Raw genomic sequence first — 16,246 nt, forward strand, 5'->3', positions numbered from 1 at the left:
CGCTGTGCGAGGGGTTTTTCTTTGTCAGCTATCGCCATTCCAGGCCGCCACCCCCGCTGACGCATGGTATTGCCTTGAACCTCAGCAACACGCGCCACCGCACCATCACCTGCTGAGGCGAAGGCGGTGCACGCGATACTAGCCGAGACGGCGGAGGAGTTCGAGGAAGGTGTGCAGGCGGGGAGCCCCTCGGCCTCCCTTTGGTTCGCCTAGGGCCCACCCCCGCGGTCATCCGTGCCGCAGGGGCCGAGAGACACATGCTCGTACTTCCCAACAGCCTTTTCGACAAAGTCACCAAAGAGGTTCACGCAGTTCCTCTCGCGGCTCTCGAACAACTTCCGGAGGGTTTGGCCGATCCCGTAGCCATCTTCCCCTCCCGCACCCGCCCAGACAGCCTGCTGGTGCTTACAGAGTTCACAGAGCCTGGCCAGGGCCCCATCGTCGCAGCCATTCATTTGGACAAGGACACAGGCCGCGGAGTGATCGTCAATCAGATCCAGTCTCTCTACGGCAGACCTCCAGGTGACATCGCCATGATGTTCGGGGAGAGCCCGATCTACGAGAACAAAACAAAGAGCCTTTCGATGGCACGACTATTTGGGCTGCAATTGCCCAAACGTGGGACGCCACCGAAAGGCTTCTCAAAGATACTCGGCCCGGATGACATCGTCAACCCCCAAAGCGGGTCAGGCACTCTCAACGCCGCCCCCTCCGGGAGTTCCGCCAGCCAGGAAACCCTGCGCCTCCTCCTTGAGCGAGCCCGCACCCTGGGCCTTGCCCACCAGATCTCCGGCATCAGCTCGCGAGCCAGCGCCCTCATCAGACTCGCCTCTCAGAAACCGCAATACAACATCGCCCCCGCCCTCCGCGCCGCCCTCCGCGCCTTGATCGGGTTCAAGGAAAAAGGCGGCAAGGGAACTATCGAAGAATATCTCCAGCAGCAGAACAGGCTTACTTCGACTGCCGCACTGGGGGCGACAAAGCTCGCCATTGCCCTTGGTAATGCCTCCTCAGCCACAGCGGTGCGCTCGATCTTCGACGAGTATCTGCGACTCGCCGATGCGGTAGACACCACCACGACCGACATCTTCGGCAAGCCACCGGCCAACCGGGAAACCCTCATCGCACGGGCCACAGCCAAGGTGCCTGCATCCACCCTGCTCAAAACGGTGCCACTGACGCCGGTGCAGGCGGCGGCCTTCCGCAATCTCACGGCGGCAAAGCAGCGCCTGGGCACCCTCCCCTTCCCGCTGGAGGCCCGCCGTCAGGAGATCGCCAACGAACTGCTTCCCGGGGAGAATTCAGTGACGCAGATGGTCGCGGCCCTGGTGGCCGTGGAGCAACCGCAGGCACTGGCCGCCTACCGCAATCTCGAAGCCGGGCGACAGCGGCTTGGTGCCCTTCCGGCTCACGCGGAAAAGGCTCGCAGCGCCTACGAAGGGAGGGTTCAGGATGCACTGATCCAGGCGAGCACGATGCTGGAGCTAGACACACGGCCCTCCCGCAACACCCTGCTGGGGGCAGCCTCGACCCGGCAGCCCCTTCCCTCCTTCCTCACCCCTCTTGACAAAACTCGGGACAGGGCGAGCTTTGAGAATCATGAGCACCGAGATCCAGCCGGCTTCCTCGCCTTCTTTACCGGAGACGAAGGTGACCGAGTCTCAGGCCTACGCCCAAATCGCTCGAAGCGCCGGAAACATGGGGTGGAACTCACCCGTCGTGCCGGAATTCTTGAGAGAGCTCTACGGGAAGCAACTCGACTCGATCCAGGTCCAGTCGTCCAACGATTAGAGGGCGCACAAAAACATTCGCCTACAGAGGCTCCTTTCGCAGGTGGGGAACACATCGTCATCTTTGACAATGTTACCCAGCGCGCTGTCAAACTTACCAAGCCGGGGGTCTATGGCGCACAGGGCCAGGACTTTGAAGCATATGTTCGCCGCTGGGCCGTCGCGAACGCCGCGCTGGGAGACGGGGTGGCGTTTGAAGGACTGGTCACCCTTCCAGGCGAAACAGAGGCTCGCGCCGTCATTTCACAGCCGTGGGTTGCGGGCCGCGATGGCACAGATCGTGAAATGGCAGATGCGTTCATGGGCCATGGGTTCGTCGAACTTGAACCAGGAAAGTGGATTCACCCCATCCGTGAAATCACCGCCTGGGACACCATCACACCCGGTAACGCTATCACGCGAGCAGACGCATCAACGCAGTTCGTCGACCTGCAACTAGATGACGCATCCCCGGCTGATCTTCGCGCAATTCGCCAACGAACCCGATTTGGTGAGAGCACACTGTTTGCTTCTTCAACAAAGCCCTCCCTCCACGAGCGGGCCCTGCGGACCATCCTGGCCCCCGTCCCGCAGAAGATCCGCCTGATCTTCGCCGACTTCCTCAAGGACCGCCCCATCGCCGGGATTGCGCAGGATTCCGGCCTGCCTGAAGTGGCGGTGCAGAACATCGTCAACCAGATGCGGGCCCGGTATCTCACCGCGCTCAAGTCGCTGCAGGCGGACGCTCTGGCACTGCAGGCCGCCGGGTCCAAAGCCTCCGCGAGCACCCGGCCGCGGTTGAGCTTCAGCCGGGGACAAGGAAACAACAGGCACAACAGAACCCTCGCCTCCCGGCCCAGCAGCGCGAGCCTCTCCGTGTACCGCGAGGCGCTGGCAGCCATCCGGCAACGCCTCCCCGGGCTGGTGCACCAGCGCGTCCTGGTCTTTGACTCGCCAGCGGACCTCGCCGCCTCCTCCTATGGGGAGGACTACAGCGATGCGGAGATAGCAAGCATGGAGGGTACGGAGGCCCTCTTTGACCGCCACACGGGGCGCACCCTCATCTTTGCCAGCCAGATCGAGCTGCGCGTGGGCGAAACGCCGCTGCACGCCCTCGCCCGCCTTCTGCTGCATGAGCGCGTCGGCCATGAGGGGGTGAACTTCCTGCTGGCCACGGATGAAGCCATTGGGCGTTCGTGGAACCACCTCGCCTCGCGCATCCCCCGCGGGGAGCTGCTGACCATCCTGAGCGAGCCGGGCTACCAGCATCTGGCCGGTCACCCCGCAGACCTGGCCCTGGAGTGGCTCGCCCGCAAGGTGGAGCAGGTGGAAGGGGCCCGCACCGTGGCAGAACTGGAGAACAGGCTGCCCTCCCTGGCCCGCCGCATGTGGCAGGCGCTGCAGGAGGCGGTCGCGAAGCTCCTGGCAGTGTTATCCAGAAATGGGAATATCGCCTTTGAGCGCGATGTGCGCGACCTCATCTCCCTGGCCCGCCAGGCCGCCCTGGACGGCCGCAGTGCGGCGCATCTCACCGACGACCTGCTGCGCCGCGCCTCGGAGCGTGAGCCCCGCAGCCAGCCCCCTGATTTCATCCGTCTTGCCTCACCCCACAACCCTGATACACTGGACTCAAATGGAAACCAAACCAGCCGTTCCCATCAAGATCGCAACCCTGGACGAGCGCTTGAAAGCCTCCGCCGCAGTGCCCTGGGAGGACGCCCTCGCCGCCATGAAAAAGCAGGCCGGGTACAAGACGGACCGGAGTCAACACCCGGGGGTCAAAGCGCTGGCTTACCTCGAGTCCATGGAGAAACGCTCGCCCGAGGCATAGCCGACCTGGAGCAACTGGGTGAGGCGGAGCACGATGTCCACCCACACAGGCCTTCCAATCTCGCCATCAAGCTCACCAAGCCGGGCGAGTTTGGCTGGAACGGCAACCTGCAGACCTACCTGCGCCGTCTGGCCTGGGGCAACCTTCTTTTTGACGATGACGTTGCCGTCGAAGGCCTGACCCAGCTTCCTGGCGAGAGCCTACCGCGCCTGGTCACCACCCAGCCGTGGTACCGCGCAGACAAGGTGCGTCCGCATTCGGATGCGAATGAGGTGGAGGCCTACATGCGCGCCAGGGGCTTCCTCAAGGTGGCAGACGGGGCGTACGTGCACAAGCATCTGGACATCTCGGCCAGCGATGCCAAAGGAGCCAACTTCATCCGGACGGAGGCCGGGGTCATCCACCCCATCGATATCATCCTCGACCACACTCCGGAGCAGGACTCCCGCCGCCTGCGAGACCTGGCGGAGAAAACTCCGCAGATGCCTTCGCCCCGGCAGACAAGGAACGGGACGGGGCCGGACGCCCGGCTGCAGTTTTCCCTGCCCGAACTTGAAACACCCAACGCTTCAGACGGCTCACGTGCACCCCAGTCGCCGCGTCGTGCCAGGTCTTCGCAGCAGACCTCTCCACCACAACCCGGCCTGAACGAGACGCTTGGCACCCCCGGCACGCCGTTGCGAAGCCTTCTGGACAAGCTGGGAGTAAGAGATCTGGACACCCACGTCTTCACCAAGGATCAAGCCGGGCAACTGGTGACCCTTCTCAAACAAAATACGCCGCCGAAACTCGGCACTCTAGTGCGGGAGATGAAAGGCTGTGAAACTTACAGCAGTGAGCAGATCCGGACGATTGTGGAGGAGTTCGCCACCTTCATGCCCCCGGCGCTGGCCAGACAGCTTGCCAAACATCCTGTGGCCATCGCCTTTGACGAGAAATTGGGCAAGAAAGTCGCAGTATATCGCCCTGAAAGCAACAGTATTGCGGTGAATCCCATGGCCCCTGATCTGCCGACATTGCGGCGCAATCTCTTCCATGAGTTGGTACACTGGACACACCTCAAAGGTCCGTCATCCTTCAGAGACCGGGTAACCGCCCTGGCTTCACGACGTACTGGAGGTTTTGCGGAACCGCAACTTATCCTCTACTCGAGCACCGGAAAGCTCTATGGCCCTAAAGTGCGAGGCATGCGGGACGACTGGGCTGATCTTAGTGGCAATGAATATGCAGGGAGGATCTATCCCAAGGGGGGCGTTTCCGATGCCGTTGAGGTGCCTGCTGTACATTTGGAAAAACTAGCCGACAGTCCCGCGTTGCTCGCAGACCATCTAAATCACCGCAGTACACGTACCGGACGGCTCGCCTGGCGAGAGGCTTTTCTCACCTGCCTGGATGTCTTTTTACCGCCTTAATCGAAGCCATGACGACAACCCTTACCTACGTCAAAAATAACGAACAGCTTACACTGACTCTGGAAACTGGCCCCTTGGGAGGCATTCTGTCCCAGGAGTTCAAAGGTAACTCCAGTTTCAGGAAATCCGTTGAGAGTTACGTGTCCCAAAGTTCCGGCACCTACGAAGATACTTTCGGGCTTGCCATAGGTGCTGCGAAAAAATTTGGCCTTCAGCTCGCGGTACAGCATGAAGGCGAGCCGCCTGATCCAGACGATCTGGAGTTTGATTGAATCTCTGCTCCCGGATCACCTCACCCCTCTCCCGGCTGACGCTGTGCGAGGGGTTTTCCTTTGCCCGCTCTCGCCACGCCCCCCACCGCCACTGACGCATGATATTGCCTTGAACCTCAGCAACGCGCGCCACCGCACCATCACCTGCTCACAGAGCCTGGCCGGGGTCCCATCGTCGCAGCCATTCACTTGGACAAGATCTCAAGCCACGGAGTAGCCGTCAATCAGATCCAGTCTCTCTACGGCAAATCTGCCAGGTGACATCGCCATGATGTTCGGGGAGAGCCCGATCTACGAGAACAAAACAAAGAGCCTTTCGATGGCACGACTTTATGGGCTCCAATTGCCCAAACGTGGGACGCCACCGAAAGGCTTCTCAAAGATACTCGGCCCGGATGACATCGTCAACTCCCAAGGCACTCTCAACGCCGCCCCCTCCGGGAGTTCCGCCAGCCAGGAAACCCTGCGCCTCCTCCTTGAGCGGGCCCGCACCCTGGGCCTTGCCCACCAGATCTCCGGCATCAGCTCGCGAGCCAGCGCCCTCATCAGACTCGCCTCTCAGAAACCGCAATACAACATCGCCCCCGCCCTCCGCGCCTCCCTCCGCGCCTTGATCGGGTTCAAAGAAAAAGGCGGCAAGGGTATCATTGAGGAATATCTCCAGCAGCAGGACAGGCTCACTTCGGCTACCGCACCGGGGGCGACAAAGCTCGCCATTGCCCTTGGCAATGCCACGTCAGCCATAGCGGTGCGCTTGATCTTCGACGAGTACCTCCGCCTTGGCGACTCGATCGACACCACCACGCCCGACATCCTCGGCAAGCCACCGGCCAGCCGCGAAACCCTCATCGCACGAGCCACTGCAAAGGTGCCTGCATCCACTCTGCTCGGTGCCGCCCCTTTGACCCCAGTCCAGGCGGCGGCATTCCGCAACCTCACTGCGGCAATGCAGCGCCTTGGCAGTCTCCCCTTCCCGCTGGAGGCCCGCCGTCAGGAGATCGCCAACGAAATGCTCCCTGGACAGGATCCGCACACCCAGATGGCCGCCGCCATGGTGGCCGTGGAGCAACCGCTGGCCGTGGAGCAACCGCTGGCCGTGGAGCAACCGCTGGCCGTTGCCGCCTGCCGCAACCTCGAAGCCGGAAGACAGCGGCTAGGTGCCCTTCCGACTCAGGTTGAAAGGGCCCGCTGAGCGCGACCAGACAGGCTATTGCGAAATAACTCCACCACTCCACCACTCCACCACTCCACCACTCCACCACTCCACCACTCCACCACTCCACCACTCCACTGCTCCCACATCCCTCCCCCCCCGTCATCCACCACCTTGGCATCCCAAGCCTTCGTGCCTTCGTGCCTTCGTGTGAGACATTCCTCCCTCCGCAGCCCCCCGCAAAAGGACCGTCTCGCCTCTTGTTTCCCAAAACCACCCAGCCCACCAAGAGCCGGGACGGCTCTTCCACCCTGCCCGCTGCCGACAGGCCCTCCTCCGTACATCAAAAAATTATAGTTTATCATTGTTTCTCCAGCAGTTTCAGGTAGTGGGGTGTCCGATTTTTACAAAAGCCTTTCTCCCAACAACAACACACCGACACAACCAACCCCAAGGCACCCTCTTCACATTCATGAAATTACTCCCCTCCAAGCGCCTCTCCCGGGCGCTGGCACTGCTGCTGCTGCCCGCCCCCTTGGTTGCAGCCGAACCGGCAGAGAAAAACCCCGGCAAGGCAGCCATCCTGCCCCCTGCCGCCGTTCACCCCATGTACTTGGGCACCGTGAACGCCGGCGTCAAATCCAGTGACGCCTACACAGATGGCAACTTCTCCATCGTGGCTCCCGTCTGGAGCTCCCTGGGCGCTGAAGGCACCCTCAGCGGCGGTGTGCTCTTCCTTGAACCCTACACCTCCTACGGAGAAGGCGGCGAGATCGCGGCCTCCCTGGGCCTGGGCTACCGCTACCTCTTTGGCGCGCAGCCCATCTCCGCGCTCACCCGCAAAGACGCCCCCCAGGCCGGTTTTTTTGAAGAAGGTGTCTTCGTCGGCACCAACGTCTTCATCGACATGCTCGATACCGAGGCCGACAACCAGTTCTGGCAGCTCGGCGTGGGGGTGGAGTTTGGCAACCGCTACCTCGAGTTCCGCGGCAACTATTACATTCCCCTGTCTGACAAACAAGTCGCAGAGCAGTTCAAAACCCGGGAGGTCCTCCAGTCCTCCTCGACGAGCCGCTCCCAGTCCGTCACCCCGCTGAACAACCCCTACGCGACCGGCTACACCATCGCCCAGGACGCGCTCTACACCACCCGCGCCACCACCACCACCCGCACCACCACGATCGACCGTCTCTTCAGCCGGTACGAAGAAGGCATGGAAGGCTGGGACGCTGAGGCCGCCTTCCTTGTGCCCGGGCTCGACAAGTACTTCGATCTCCGCCTCATCGGCGGCTACTACAGCTTCGACAACCAGCCCTTCGGTCCCCAGACCGGCGGCACCGGCAATGTGGAAGGCTGGAAAGCAGGCGTGGAAATCCGCCCCGTCCCCGCCATCATCCTCACCGGCACCTGGTATGAGGACGACCGCCTCACCGGCAGTGACTGGACCGCTGGCGTACAGCTTCAGCTTCCCTTTGAAGTCGGCGACCTCGGTGATGGCAAAGGCTTCTGGGGCCGCATGGGCGACGCCTTCAAGTCCCGCCGCCGCCACCTCGCAGAGCGCATGGCTGAGCCCGTGCACCGCCAGAACGCTGCGGTGAAAATCGCCACTAGCGTGGGAATGGACAAACAAACGTCCACCACCAAGTCCAAGACCGAGACCAAGGTCATCTCCCAGCGCCAGGCCATGCTCGTGCTGGTCAACGACGTGGTCTTCGTCAACAACGAAGGTCCGGTAGGCAACGGCATCCAGGCCGGCGACTCCCCTGGCAACGGCGCCAACGGCACCGCCGAGCGTCCCTTCAACAACATCGAGGACGGCGCTGAGCTGGCTGGCAACAACAGCAATGCCACGACCCGGCTTTGGAGCGTTTACACCCAGGCTACGGGCAGCGAGTACAACGACGACGTCGAGCTCACGGGCAGCACCCGCTTCATCAGTTCCTTCCACCCCCTCGCAGGCGTGGGCGGCCTCAACTTTGGCGGGAACACGGACCGCCCAGACGTGGACGGCGGATTCTATGCCGAAGACATCGCCACCTTCATCATCCAGGGCTACAACATTTACGATGGTTTCGACGGGGACGAAGACATCATCTACGCTGAAAACGTGCAGAACCTGGTGGTGACGGACAACGTCATCTCCGATGCTGAAGAATCGGGCATCGACATCGAAACCTATGCCACCGGCGTCTTCAGCGCTCTCATCGCGAACAACCGGTTCTCCGGAGACTCCGATGAGGCCGTGGAAATGCAGGCCAATGATGCCTCCACGCTCAACGTCACCTTGCGGAACAACATCCTGACGCCCGACAGCAACGATGACGGTTTCGTCTTTCAGCTCGAAGAGAGCGGCAGGATCAATGCAGTCATCGATGCCAACCTCTTTGACGGCGGTTTCAACTGGGGGATCGACTTTAATGTTACAGACGGGAGCCTTTTGTACGCCTCTGCTACCAACAACGTCTTCGCGGGTGAATTCGAAGAGGACGCCATCTTCCTGAGCGCCGACGGCTCCACCCTCGTGGAACTGCTCATCGATTCCAACACCTTCAGCGGTGAGTTTAATGACGGAATCGACGCATTCGTCCGCGACGGCGTGAATGCCGAAGTGTGGGTGACAAACAACAGCTTCAATGGACCCTTCTACGCCTCCGGGATCAGGTCCTTTGTTGATGGTGGTGCTGAGTTGACCACCTACATCGGGGGGAACACCTTCTCCGGGCGCTTCTATGAGAACGCCATCGACCTGCGCACGACCAACGGCGGGGATCTGAAGGCCACCGTCGCGGACAGCCTCCTCAGCGGCCGCTTCGACGCCTACGGCATCTACCTGTACAGCAATCAGGGCTCCGACAGCAATCTCGAAGTGCTGAACAACCAGTTCACCGGACGCTTCTACGAAGGCGGCATCTACTCCGAGTCCCAAGAAGGTGCCTTGCTCACCTTGTTGGTGGACGGGAATGAATTCTCCGGACGCTTTGAGCAGGCCATTGGGGCCACCAAGGGGGGTATCTCCGTGAGCGATGTGACGGTGACGAACAACGTGTTCTCCGGGGCGTTTGACAATGACGCCATTCTGCTCGCTTCCTTCGGCTCAGAGGAAGGTGACTCAGAGCTCAATGCAGTGATCACCAACAACCTCTTCAGCGGCACCTTTGAGGAGAACGCCATCAATGCCCGCAAAGACGACGACAGCTTCCTCCGTGTGAGAGTCGCCGAGAACACCTTTGCAGGCACCTTCGATGGCGCCGCCATTCACTTCGAGTCCTTTGGGGATGAGAATCCGTCGTCCACCCTTGTGGGCTCCGTCGTTGACAACACCTTCTCCGGCGCATTTTACGCCGAGGTCATCCGTGCGATCACTTACAACCAGACCAATGACGAGATCGATTTGATCTTCACTGGTGCCAACATGGACCTGGTCGTCACCGGCAACCTCTTCACGCAAGAGGCCACGGCTGTCGGCACCTTCCTCTCCGCTTTTAGCGAAGTCGCAGCGGATCTGGACATCCTCGCCCTTGATGCCAACAACATCCTGGGTGCAGTGGACGGCGGCTTCGCCTTCGGCACCGACGGCTCAGGCGTCTTGGAAGTCTTCGGCACCGAGAACAACGTGTTGTACCAGTTCAACTTCGACGTTCAGTATGACGGCACTCCCGTCGTGAACTTCATCCTGAATGGTGTCACGGAGTCCAATCCGTAACCTGCCCTGAGATCAGCTCCCCCTGGGGGCACTCCACCGGCCGTGACCGCAAGGTCACGGCCTTTTTTGTGGGCGCACCCCGCAACGACCGGCGGGAGTTCCGAAAAGATGCAGAGAGCTTCGGAAGCCTTCGAATATCATAAGCCCAGTGTACCCAGAAACGCTACCAGACAGAGAAAGCGCGACCAGACAGGCTGTTGCGAGATAGCTGCCCCGTCATCCGGGCGGCAGCTCGAAACAACGGAGCGTCCACGTTGCCCCCAGCTTCCGCTCCCCCGCGACTGGCCCCCTCCTCACCGGAGGCCCCTATCCCCAGAGGGGATATCTACCACAGCCCAGGGTTAGACGAGCTTCAAGCGAGTCAACCCTGGGTACCCCACCCTGGCCGATCAGGTGGGGAGGCCGACACCATTTCCTAATACCCCACACGCCCCGCCGAAACCCACGATGGTCCACTGTGGTTGGGCACCCGTTCGCGGTCTTGGGTCGTTCGGTGCTTGTTCTTCATTCGCTCCGTAGCCCAGTGCGTCAGTGGGCAGTGCAACGCCCCGTGCTCCAGCCTCGCACCGCCACCCCCGAAGCTCATCCCTGAAGGGGATGCATAACACAGCCCAGGGTTCGACGAGCCTCCAGCGAGTCTACCCTGGGTACTCCGCCCCGTATGCGATCAGGTACGGAACCCAACATCATTTCCTAAAACCCCACCCGCGCCGCCGATACCCAACGCCCCCATTCCTCATGTCTTGAGTCTTGTGTCTTCCAGTCTTGCATCACCCCTCTTCACTCCTGCGACCCCAGGGAGAAGCTTAGACATTGATTTCCACCCCATCGGTGGCAGCCTTCACCTGTCGCCCAGGAGTATAAACCTGCGCTGTGTTGGACTCGACGCCAGCAGGCGATGCTGGGCGGGACCTCTTGGCCGACTCCCACAAATGGCGCGGCCTCCCTTCCGGCGCTGAGGTGGCCTGGTCGATCGAAGGTTCTTTGGGGCTCCCCACTCCCCCTCTGTCACTACAGTGATTGGAAGCACCCGGAATATCATCGACGACTATTGCCATCAATTTCTGTTTATCGCTTCGGCGACGCGTTTCAGGATCACGGGGGTATCTTCCATAGTGAGGAGACGATTGGCGAGATCCTTCGCGTTTGCTGATCCGCCATCCCCCGCGATGCCCAGAGCGGTGACACGGGTGGGGAGCGGAGTGGCTGGACTGGCCGCGAGGTCCCAAGCTTTGGCGCGGACTCGTGCGAGCTGCTCCGTGTCCACGTCACGGATGTAGCCGTCACGCAGAGCGATGAGCGCGCTGCCGGGTGTGATTTCATCTGTCGAATCGACTGCCGCCCACAGGGCATCCGCAATGCGCTTGTCAAAGCCGCGTTGTTCCCAGAGATGGCCGAGATGTTGGATGATGTAATCGCGGACGACGGGATCGGTCGCAGGAACCGCGGCAACATCTACAAGCTCATCTGGTAGCCTGGCACACAGCCCCCTTCCGCAGCCTGCGTCAGGCGCACTCCCCTGCCTCACGCAGTCCAATGTAGAAGAACCGTCTCGGTTCTTGCCCCCGCCACACCCAGCACCCCCAAGAGCCGCGACGGCTCTTCTACCTTGCCCCGGGCCAACCATCAGGGTCGGCAGGACGCAACTCTCCCTCACACCACCTTGCGTTCGATGCCCTCCCCCCTCATCCGGGTGGCAGCTCGAAGCAACGGAGCGTCCACGTTGCCCCCAGCTTCCGCTCCCCCGCGACTGGCCCCCTCCTCACCGGAGGCCCCTATCCCCAGAGGAGATATCTACCACAGCCCAGGGTTAGACGAGCTTCAAGCGAGTCAACCCTGGACACCCCACCCTGGCCGATCAGGTGGGGAGGCCGGAGCCCTCACCTCCTTCACCACGCCGCCGCCAGCACCCCCACGTCCCACGTCCCAGGCTCACATCCCTTCGTGCCTTCGTGCCCTCGTGTGAGACAACACCTCAAACTTCCAACCCTCCCCACTCCATCACTTTTGAAACTCCCGCTTCACCATCTCCAGCGCCCCAGGCACCTCGCCCATGGGCAAGCCCCCCTTGGCTGTGAGCTCCAGATGTGAAGCCAGGCGATAATCCCACCCCAGGCGGTCCATGCCCTCAAAGCATTCAGGAAACACCTCCTGCACACCAGCATCACCCAACGCCCAAGGCTCGATGATCGACCAGGTCATCCCGTAGTCATGGGAAACGCCCACTGTAAAACTTGGCTTCTCATCAGCACTCCCAACGCCCGGCCGCTGAATCACGTGGGTCGTCGCCACCACCGCCGCCAGATACGCCCCTTTTCTCGCGATGCGGGACACCGGTCCCACCTTGATGGACTCACGCTTCCCTTCTCCCGACCCGTAGGCGAGATCAATCAGGCCAGACACTCCGGTGGCACCTTCTCCTGACGACTTCAGATGGGCCGCCACTGCGGGCAGCATGCCTCTCATCCATCCCTCTGCATCCCCACGCGCCAGAGCGCCTTGCTGCTCCTGCACCGTCGCAAGAAGCCTCGCCCTCAGCGGCTCCTCCTCCTTCATCACTTCCGCGCGGGACTTCAGCACGCGGGTACCGCCCCCATCTTTACCGCTCAGATTCCAGCTCAAGACAGGCCTGGCCCCTTCGGCGAACTCTCTGAAAAAGATGGCATCCAGTTCCTTGTCTTTGATGACCATATCCTCGTAGTGCACCCGGCGCACATAGTCTGCATGAACCCCTTCAGGATCCGCCTTCATAGCCTTGACCAGTTCAGGGAAGTAAGCGCCCAGGTCCCGGCCCACCGTGTCGTCGTAATCGAGGAATGACCACTTCTCCCCCCCATCTTCTGAGAGGGCAATGACATACTTTCTCGTATCTCCGCGATTCCCTTCATACCCACGCGCGGCGTCTTCGGGATGGGGTGGCGTCCAGTAGGGATGCAGGTGTGGTACGACGCACACCAGCCATCCCCGGTCATGCACCATCACTGATGGTCGCCCTGCTGTGAATTTAAACTGGGACCTTCGATCAACAACAAATTCGTTCTCCCGGTCTGTCAGCACCTTGTCCTCGCCCCCCAACCGTTCCAGATAAGGTGGGAAGATATTTCGCGCATATCCTAGTCGCACCTTTTGGGAATCCTGTCTGGAGTTTTTGAATCGCTCCATCTGTGCCGCGACGTTCTTGGCCCTCGCATCATCCCCCGGCCTCAACTCGGGAAACGGCATGCCTTCGGTCCTATTGTCAGCACGTTCCTTACGTATGCCCTCCCAGAGCTTCGTTTCCCAGCGGTCGTCGGCGCCGCTATGCCACCAGATTTCATACGACATCCATCCCAGGAGCCCTAGAAAGACGGCTCCAAGCGCCATCAGCACGACGCGTTTCTTCTCAGGCGACAGCTCCCCACTCCCTCCAACCACCCGCGGAGCCCGCCCGGCCGGCACGGCACCACGCTTGCCCTCGTTGGACTTGTCAGACGACGTGTGATCAGGCGCTGGAGATTCAGGTGAGCATTCCATGGAGATTGAGGCCCACCTTGCCATGTATTCACTCCCCCTCAAGCCCAAAACAACAGCCCCCAATCCCCCATGAGACTGCACCACCTCATCCAAACCCTTCACCAACATTCAGAAAACAACACGCAAACAACAGCTATCATCCAGCCGATGCCTCGCCCCGGCCTGATCACACGATAAACCATCCCATTACTCAGCCCCCTCGGGGAAGAAGCGCACCATCAAGTCGCAGCATCCGGCTTCGCCGCGTCGCCACTCACGACTATCCCGGCCTCACCTGCCCCAGATGCCCCAGATGCCCCAGATGCCCCAGATGCCCCAGATGCCCCAGCACTTCCCGCTCCAGCAGCTCCCGCTGCCGCAGCCGCCTCAGCTTCTGCCTTTGCCCTGTTTTCCGGCAACTCCTCTTTGTTGTGTGCGTAGAAGCTCTTCCGCGCCGCTCGCTGCTCACTGGAGAAGAACATGTGCTGATGCATGTACTCGAACACCCAGTCTGAGAACCTGCCCCAGATGGCTGGATCCGGACCTTCACCTTCGTGATCCTTCTCGATAAAGCGGTATATAAGCGGGTCAGGATCTGTCGTGTCCGCATCGTACCACGCCACCGAGTAGCCTTCGTGGCTGTAGACACCGACAATCTTCCCCTCGGGCAAGGGCACGTCATCAGCCTCCAGGAGGGTTATGACAAGTTGCCCGATGTCCTCGATGGCATCAATGAACCAAAAGTCCTCTTTGAACAGCCCCCATTTATCATGTCCTGCCCAGAGCAGGAACTCGCGATGTGCCTCCGCCAGGCGAACCCCCAAGTTCTCCTCCACGATCTCAAGCTCCTCCTCAAGACAGCCAATAGGTTGCAGATCGTCGCTAGGATACCGCTTCCGATACAGGTCAATGCACTTTTGAATGTGTTTCATCGCTAATGCTTTTTGCTCAATCTGTTCTGTGATATAAGAGTGGTCTACAACATTTCGCAAGCCCCTCTGCTCACCAACAGGCTCGAGCATCCGAAGAGCAGTGGACATCACCTTCTTGCATCTTGACCCGGCTCGTCGTTGTCCACCTTGAGGTCTGCAAAGCAGGCATCCCAGATTTCTTGCAGACGCTCTTGCACCCCCTCCTGCGTCTCCAGGTCCACAAACGTCCATTTCTCAAAGAGTGGCGGCGTCACCGTGCCCTCCTTCTTTAGCGCAGCTCAAGCTCCGTCTTGAAGTGATCCCGCTTTTCACGGGACACCTCCGGCAGGTCTTGGCGACGTGCCCATTTGCAAACGCTTTCAAGATCATAGTCCTCCACATTGAGAAAGGTACTAATGACAGCTTCCAATGCACTATCGGATTTCATATGTTGATTTAGATGAGGGCAAGGAGAAGCCATGAGCCATTCGCCGCCCCAGTCACGCCCGATTGTCAGAAATCAAGAGGCCTGCAGTGATGCCGCCCTTCGGCGCTATTTACCAGCGGCAGCTCTGCAAACGACACCATCCGTTCACTTTGATTTCTTGGGTTCCCCAAAGCAGACATCCCACAGCTCTTGCAGGTGATGTTGCACAGCCGACTGATCTTCAGCATCCACATTAGTCCATCGTTCAAAATCTCTTGGAGAAACCAGGCCCACATCCTCAATCGCAGCTTGAAGTTGTTCCCGAAAAAGCCTCTGGACTTCTTTATGATCAGCAGGCAGATCGCGTGATCTCATCCAGGCACCAAACTCTTCCAGCGGATAGTATTCCACGTCAAAGTGGCCTTTGATCAATTTCGCCAACACGTCAGTTCGCTTCATAGTCTCATCCACCTCAGCCTGGGTCACCCCGGTGCGCTGCACCGGGCGCGCCCCTGGGGCGGAACCCTCTAGGTTGTTTCCTTGTTGCTGGCTGTAGAAGAGGTAGTTTGGCTTCGCATCTGGTCCAAGTAGGCGGAATAACTCAACGCCTCCTCGATCAGATGCCACTCCTCCTCCGTTACGCTCCTGATCCGCCAGATCTGACGAACTACCCAGTCCAGATCCATATCCTTCCACCTCGGATTTTGCGACAAGGGCCCGAGAAAGTGTTGCCGCACTAACTCCGCTGTCTCCGGGGTCCAATCCCGCCACGAGAGCTCTAAAATCTCCTTCGGATAACCTTTGCCACTGAACTGTCCCATCGGCACCTTTCTTTCGTTGCAGCACCGTATCCGACTCCGGCTCATAGCGCAAGTCCTCCAGCAGCACGATCTCCGGCTCCACGTCGGGGCGCACGGGCGGCAGCGTTGGCGGCTCGCCTTTGCGGGTGGCCGCCTTTTCTCTCTCGAATCACTTTGGAGACTCCGGCTCACCAAAGCAGACATTCCAGAGTTCCTGCAAACGTTCTTGTACCTCTTCCTGAGTCTCTACACTCTCATCAGTCCACCTTTCGAAAAGTTGTGGGCTAACGGGGTAAGGTTCTACCAGCGCCTGCTCAAGCTCCACTTTGAATGCATCACGTTTCTCCCGGGATGGCTCGGAAAGCTCTTTGCTGCGAGCCCAGTCGCGTGCTCCCTGTAGATAGGTGGCATCCGCATTGAGGAAAGTGCTTACTATGGATTCCAAGGCTGTTTCTTTCATCATGATTTAGGTTGGG

At 60.3% G+C, this 16,246-nt stretch carries 11 protein-coding genes; 4 read left to right on the forward strand and 7 right to left on the reverse strand.

Annotation, left to right across the window (positions count from 1 at the left end; genetic code table 11):
* Window positions 1-257: 257 nt before the first annotated feature.
* The 4 genes from VSP_RS43220 (at window position 258) to VSP_RS27395 (ending at window position 10,140) form a co-directional block, all read left to right on the forward strand.
* On the forward strand, window positions 258-5,012 hold the full coding sequence (locus VSP_RS43220; protein WP_009964758.1) for a MuF-C-terminal domain-containing protein: 4,755 nt from the start codon (window positions 258-260) through the stop codon (window positions 5,010-5,012).
* Between the two features lie 8 nt (window positions 5,013-5,020).
* Window positions 5,021-5,284, forward strand: a complete 264-nt coding sequence (locus tag VSP_RS27385; RefSeq protein WP_009964759.1) for a hypothetical protein — start codon at window positions 5,021-5,023, stop codon at window positions 5,282-5,284.
* Between the two features lie 319 nt (window positions 5,285-5,603).
* Complete coding sequence (locus VSP_RS27390; protein WP_157211089.1) at window positions 5,604-6,476, forward strand: hypothetical protein; 873 nt, start codon at window positions 5,604-5,606, stop codon at window positions 6,474-6,476.
* A 433-nt stretch (window positions 6,477-6,909) separates the two neighbouring features.
* Complete coding sequence (locus VSP_RS27395) at window positions 6,910-10,140, forward strand: inverse autotransporter beta domain-containing protein (RefSeq protein ID WP_009964762.1); 3,231 nt, start codon at window positions 6,910-6,912, stop codon at window positions 10,138-10,140.
* A gap of 1,057 nt (window positions 10,141-11,197) precedes the next feature.
* Here the strand turns inward: VSP_RS27395 and VSP_RS27400 are convergent.
* The 7 genes from VSP_RS27400 to VSP_RS42660 all read right to left on the reverse strand — a co-directional run bounded on the left by VSP_RS27400 (window position 11,198) and on the right by VSP_RS42660 (window position 16,233).
* Complete coding sequence (locus VSP_RS27400; RefSeq protein WP_009964763.1) at window positions 11,198-11,668, reverse strand: hypothetical protein; 471 nt, start codon at window positions 11,666-11,668, stop codon at window positions 11,198-11,200.
* A 473-nt stretch (window positions 11,669-12,141) separates the two neighbouring features.
* On the reverse strand, window positions 12,142-13,653 hold the full coding sequence (locus tag VSP_RS27405; protein WP_156346439.1) for a hypothetical protein: 1,512 nt from the start codon (window positions 13,651-13,653) through the stop codon (window positions 12,142-12,144).
* A 218-nt stretch (window positions 13,654-13,871) separates the two neighbouring features.
* Window positions 13,872-14,654: an SMI1/KNR4 family protein gene (locus tag VSP_RS27410; protein ID WP_198141241.1), complete on the reverse strand. Its 783-nt coding sequence runs from the start codon at window positions 14,652-14,654 to the stop codon at window positions 13,872-13,874.
* A gap of 17 nt (window positions 14,655-14,671) precedes the next feature.
* The gene (locus VSP_RS42645; RefSeq protein ID WP_009964766.1) at window positions 14,672-14,818 is read right to left on the reverse strand and encodes a hypothetical protein; all 147 of its coding nucleotides are present in this window, start codon (window positions 14,816-14,818) and stop codon (window positions 14,672-14,674) included.
* Window positions 14,819-14,832: 14 nt separating this feature from the next.
* Window positions 14,833-14,991: a hypothetical protein gene (locus VSP_RS42650; protein WP_009964767.1), complete on the reverse strand. Its 159-nt coding sequence runs from the start codon at window positions 14,989-14,991 to the stop codon at window positions 14,833-14,835.
* Window positions 14,992-15,135: 144 nt separating this feature from the next.
* Entirely contained in the window at window positions 15,136-15,873 is a 738-nt protein-coding gene (locus VSP_RS42655; protein ID WP_172683313.1) for a hypothetical protein, read from the reverse strand.
* Window positions 15,874-15,939: 66 nt separating this feature from the next.
* Window positions 15,940-16,233, reverse strand: coding sequence for a hypothetical protein (locus VSP_RS42660; RefSeq protein WP_157211091.1), 294 nt, complete (start codon window positions 16,231-16,233; stop codon window positions 15,940-15,942).
* Window positions 16,234-16,246 lie beyond the last annotated feature (13 nt).

The organism is Verrucomicrobium spinosum DSM 4136 = JCM 18804, assembly GCF_000172155.1.
Taxonomy (GTDB): Bacteria; Verrucomicrobiota; Verrucomicrobiia; order Verrucomicrobiales; family Verrucomicrobiaceae; genus Verrucomicrobium; species Verrucomicrobium spinosum.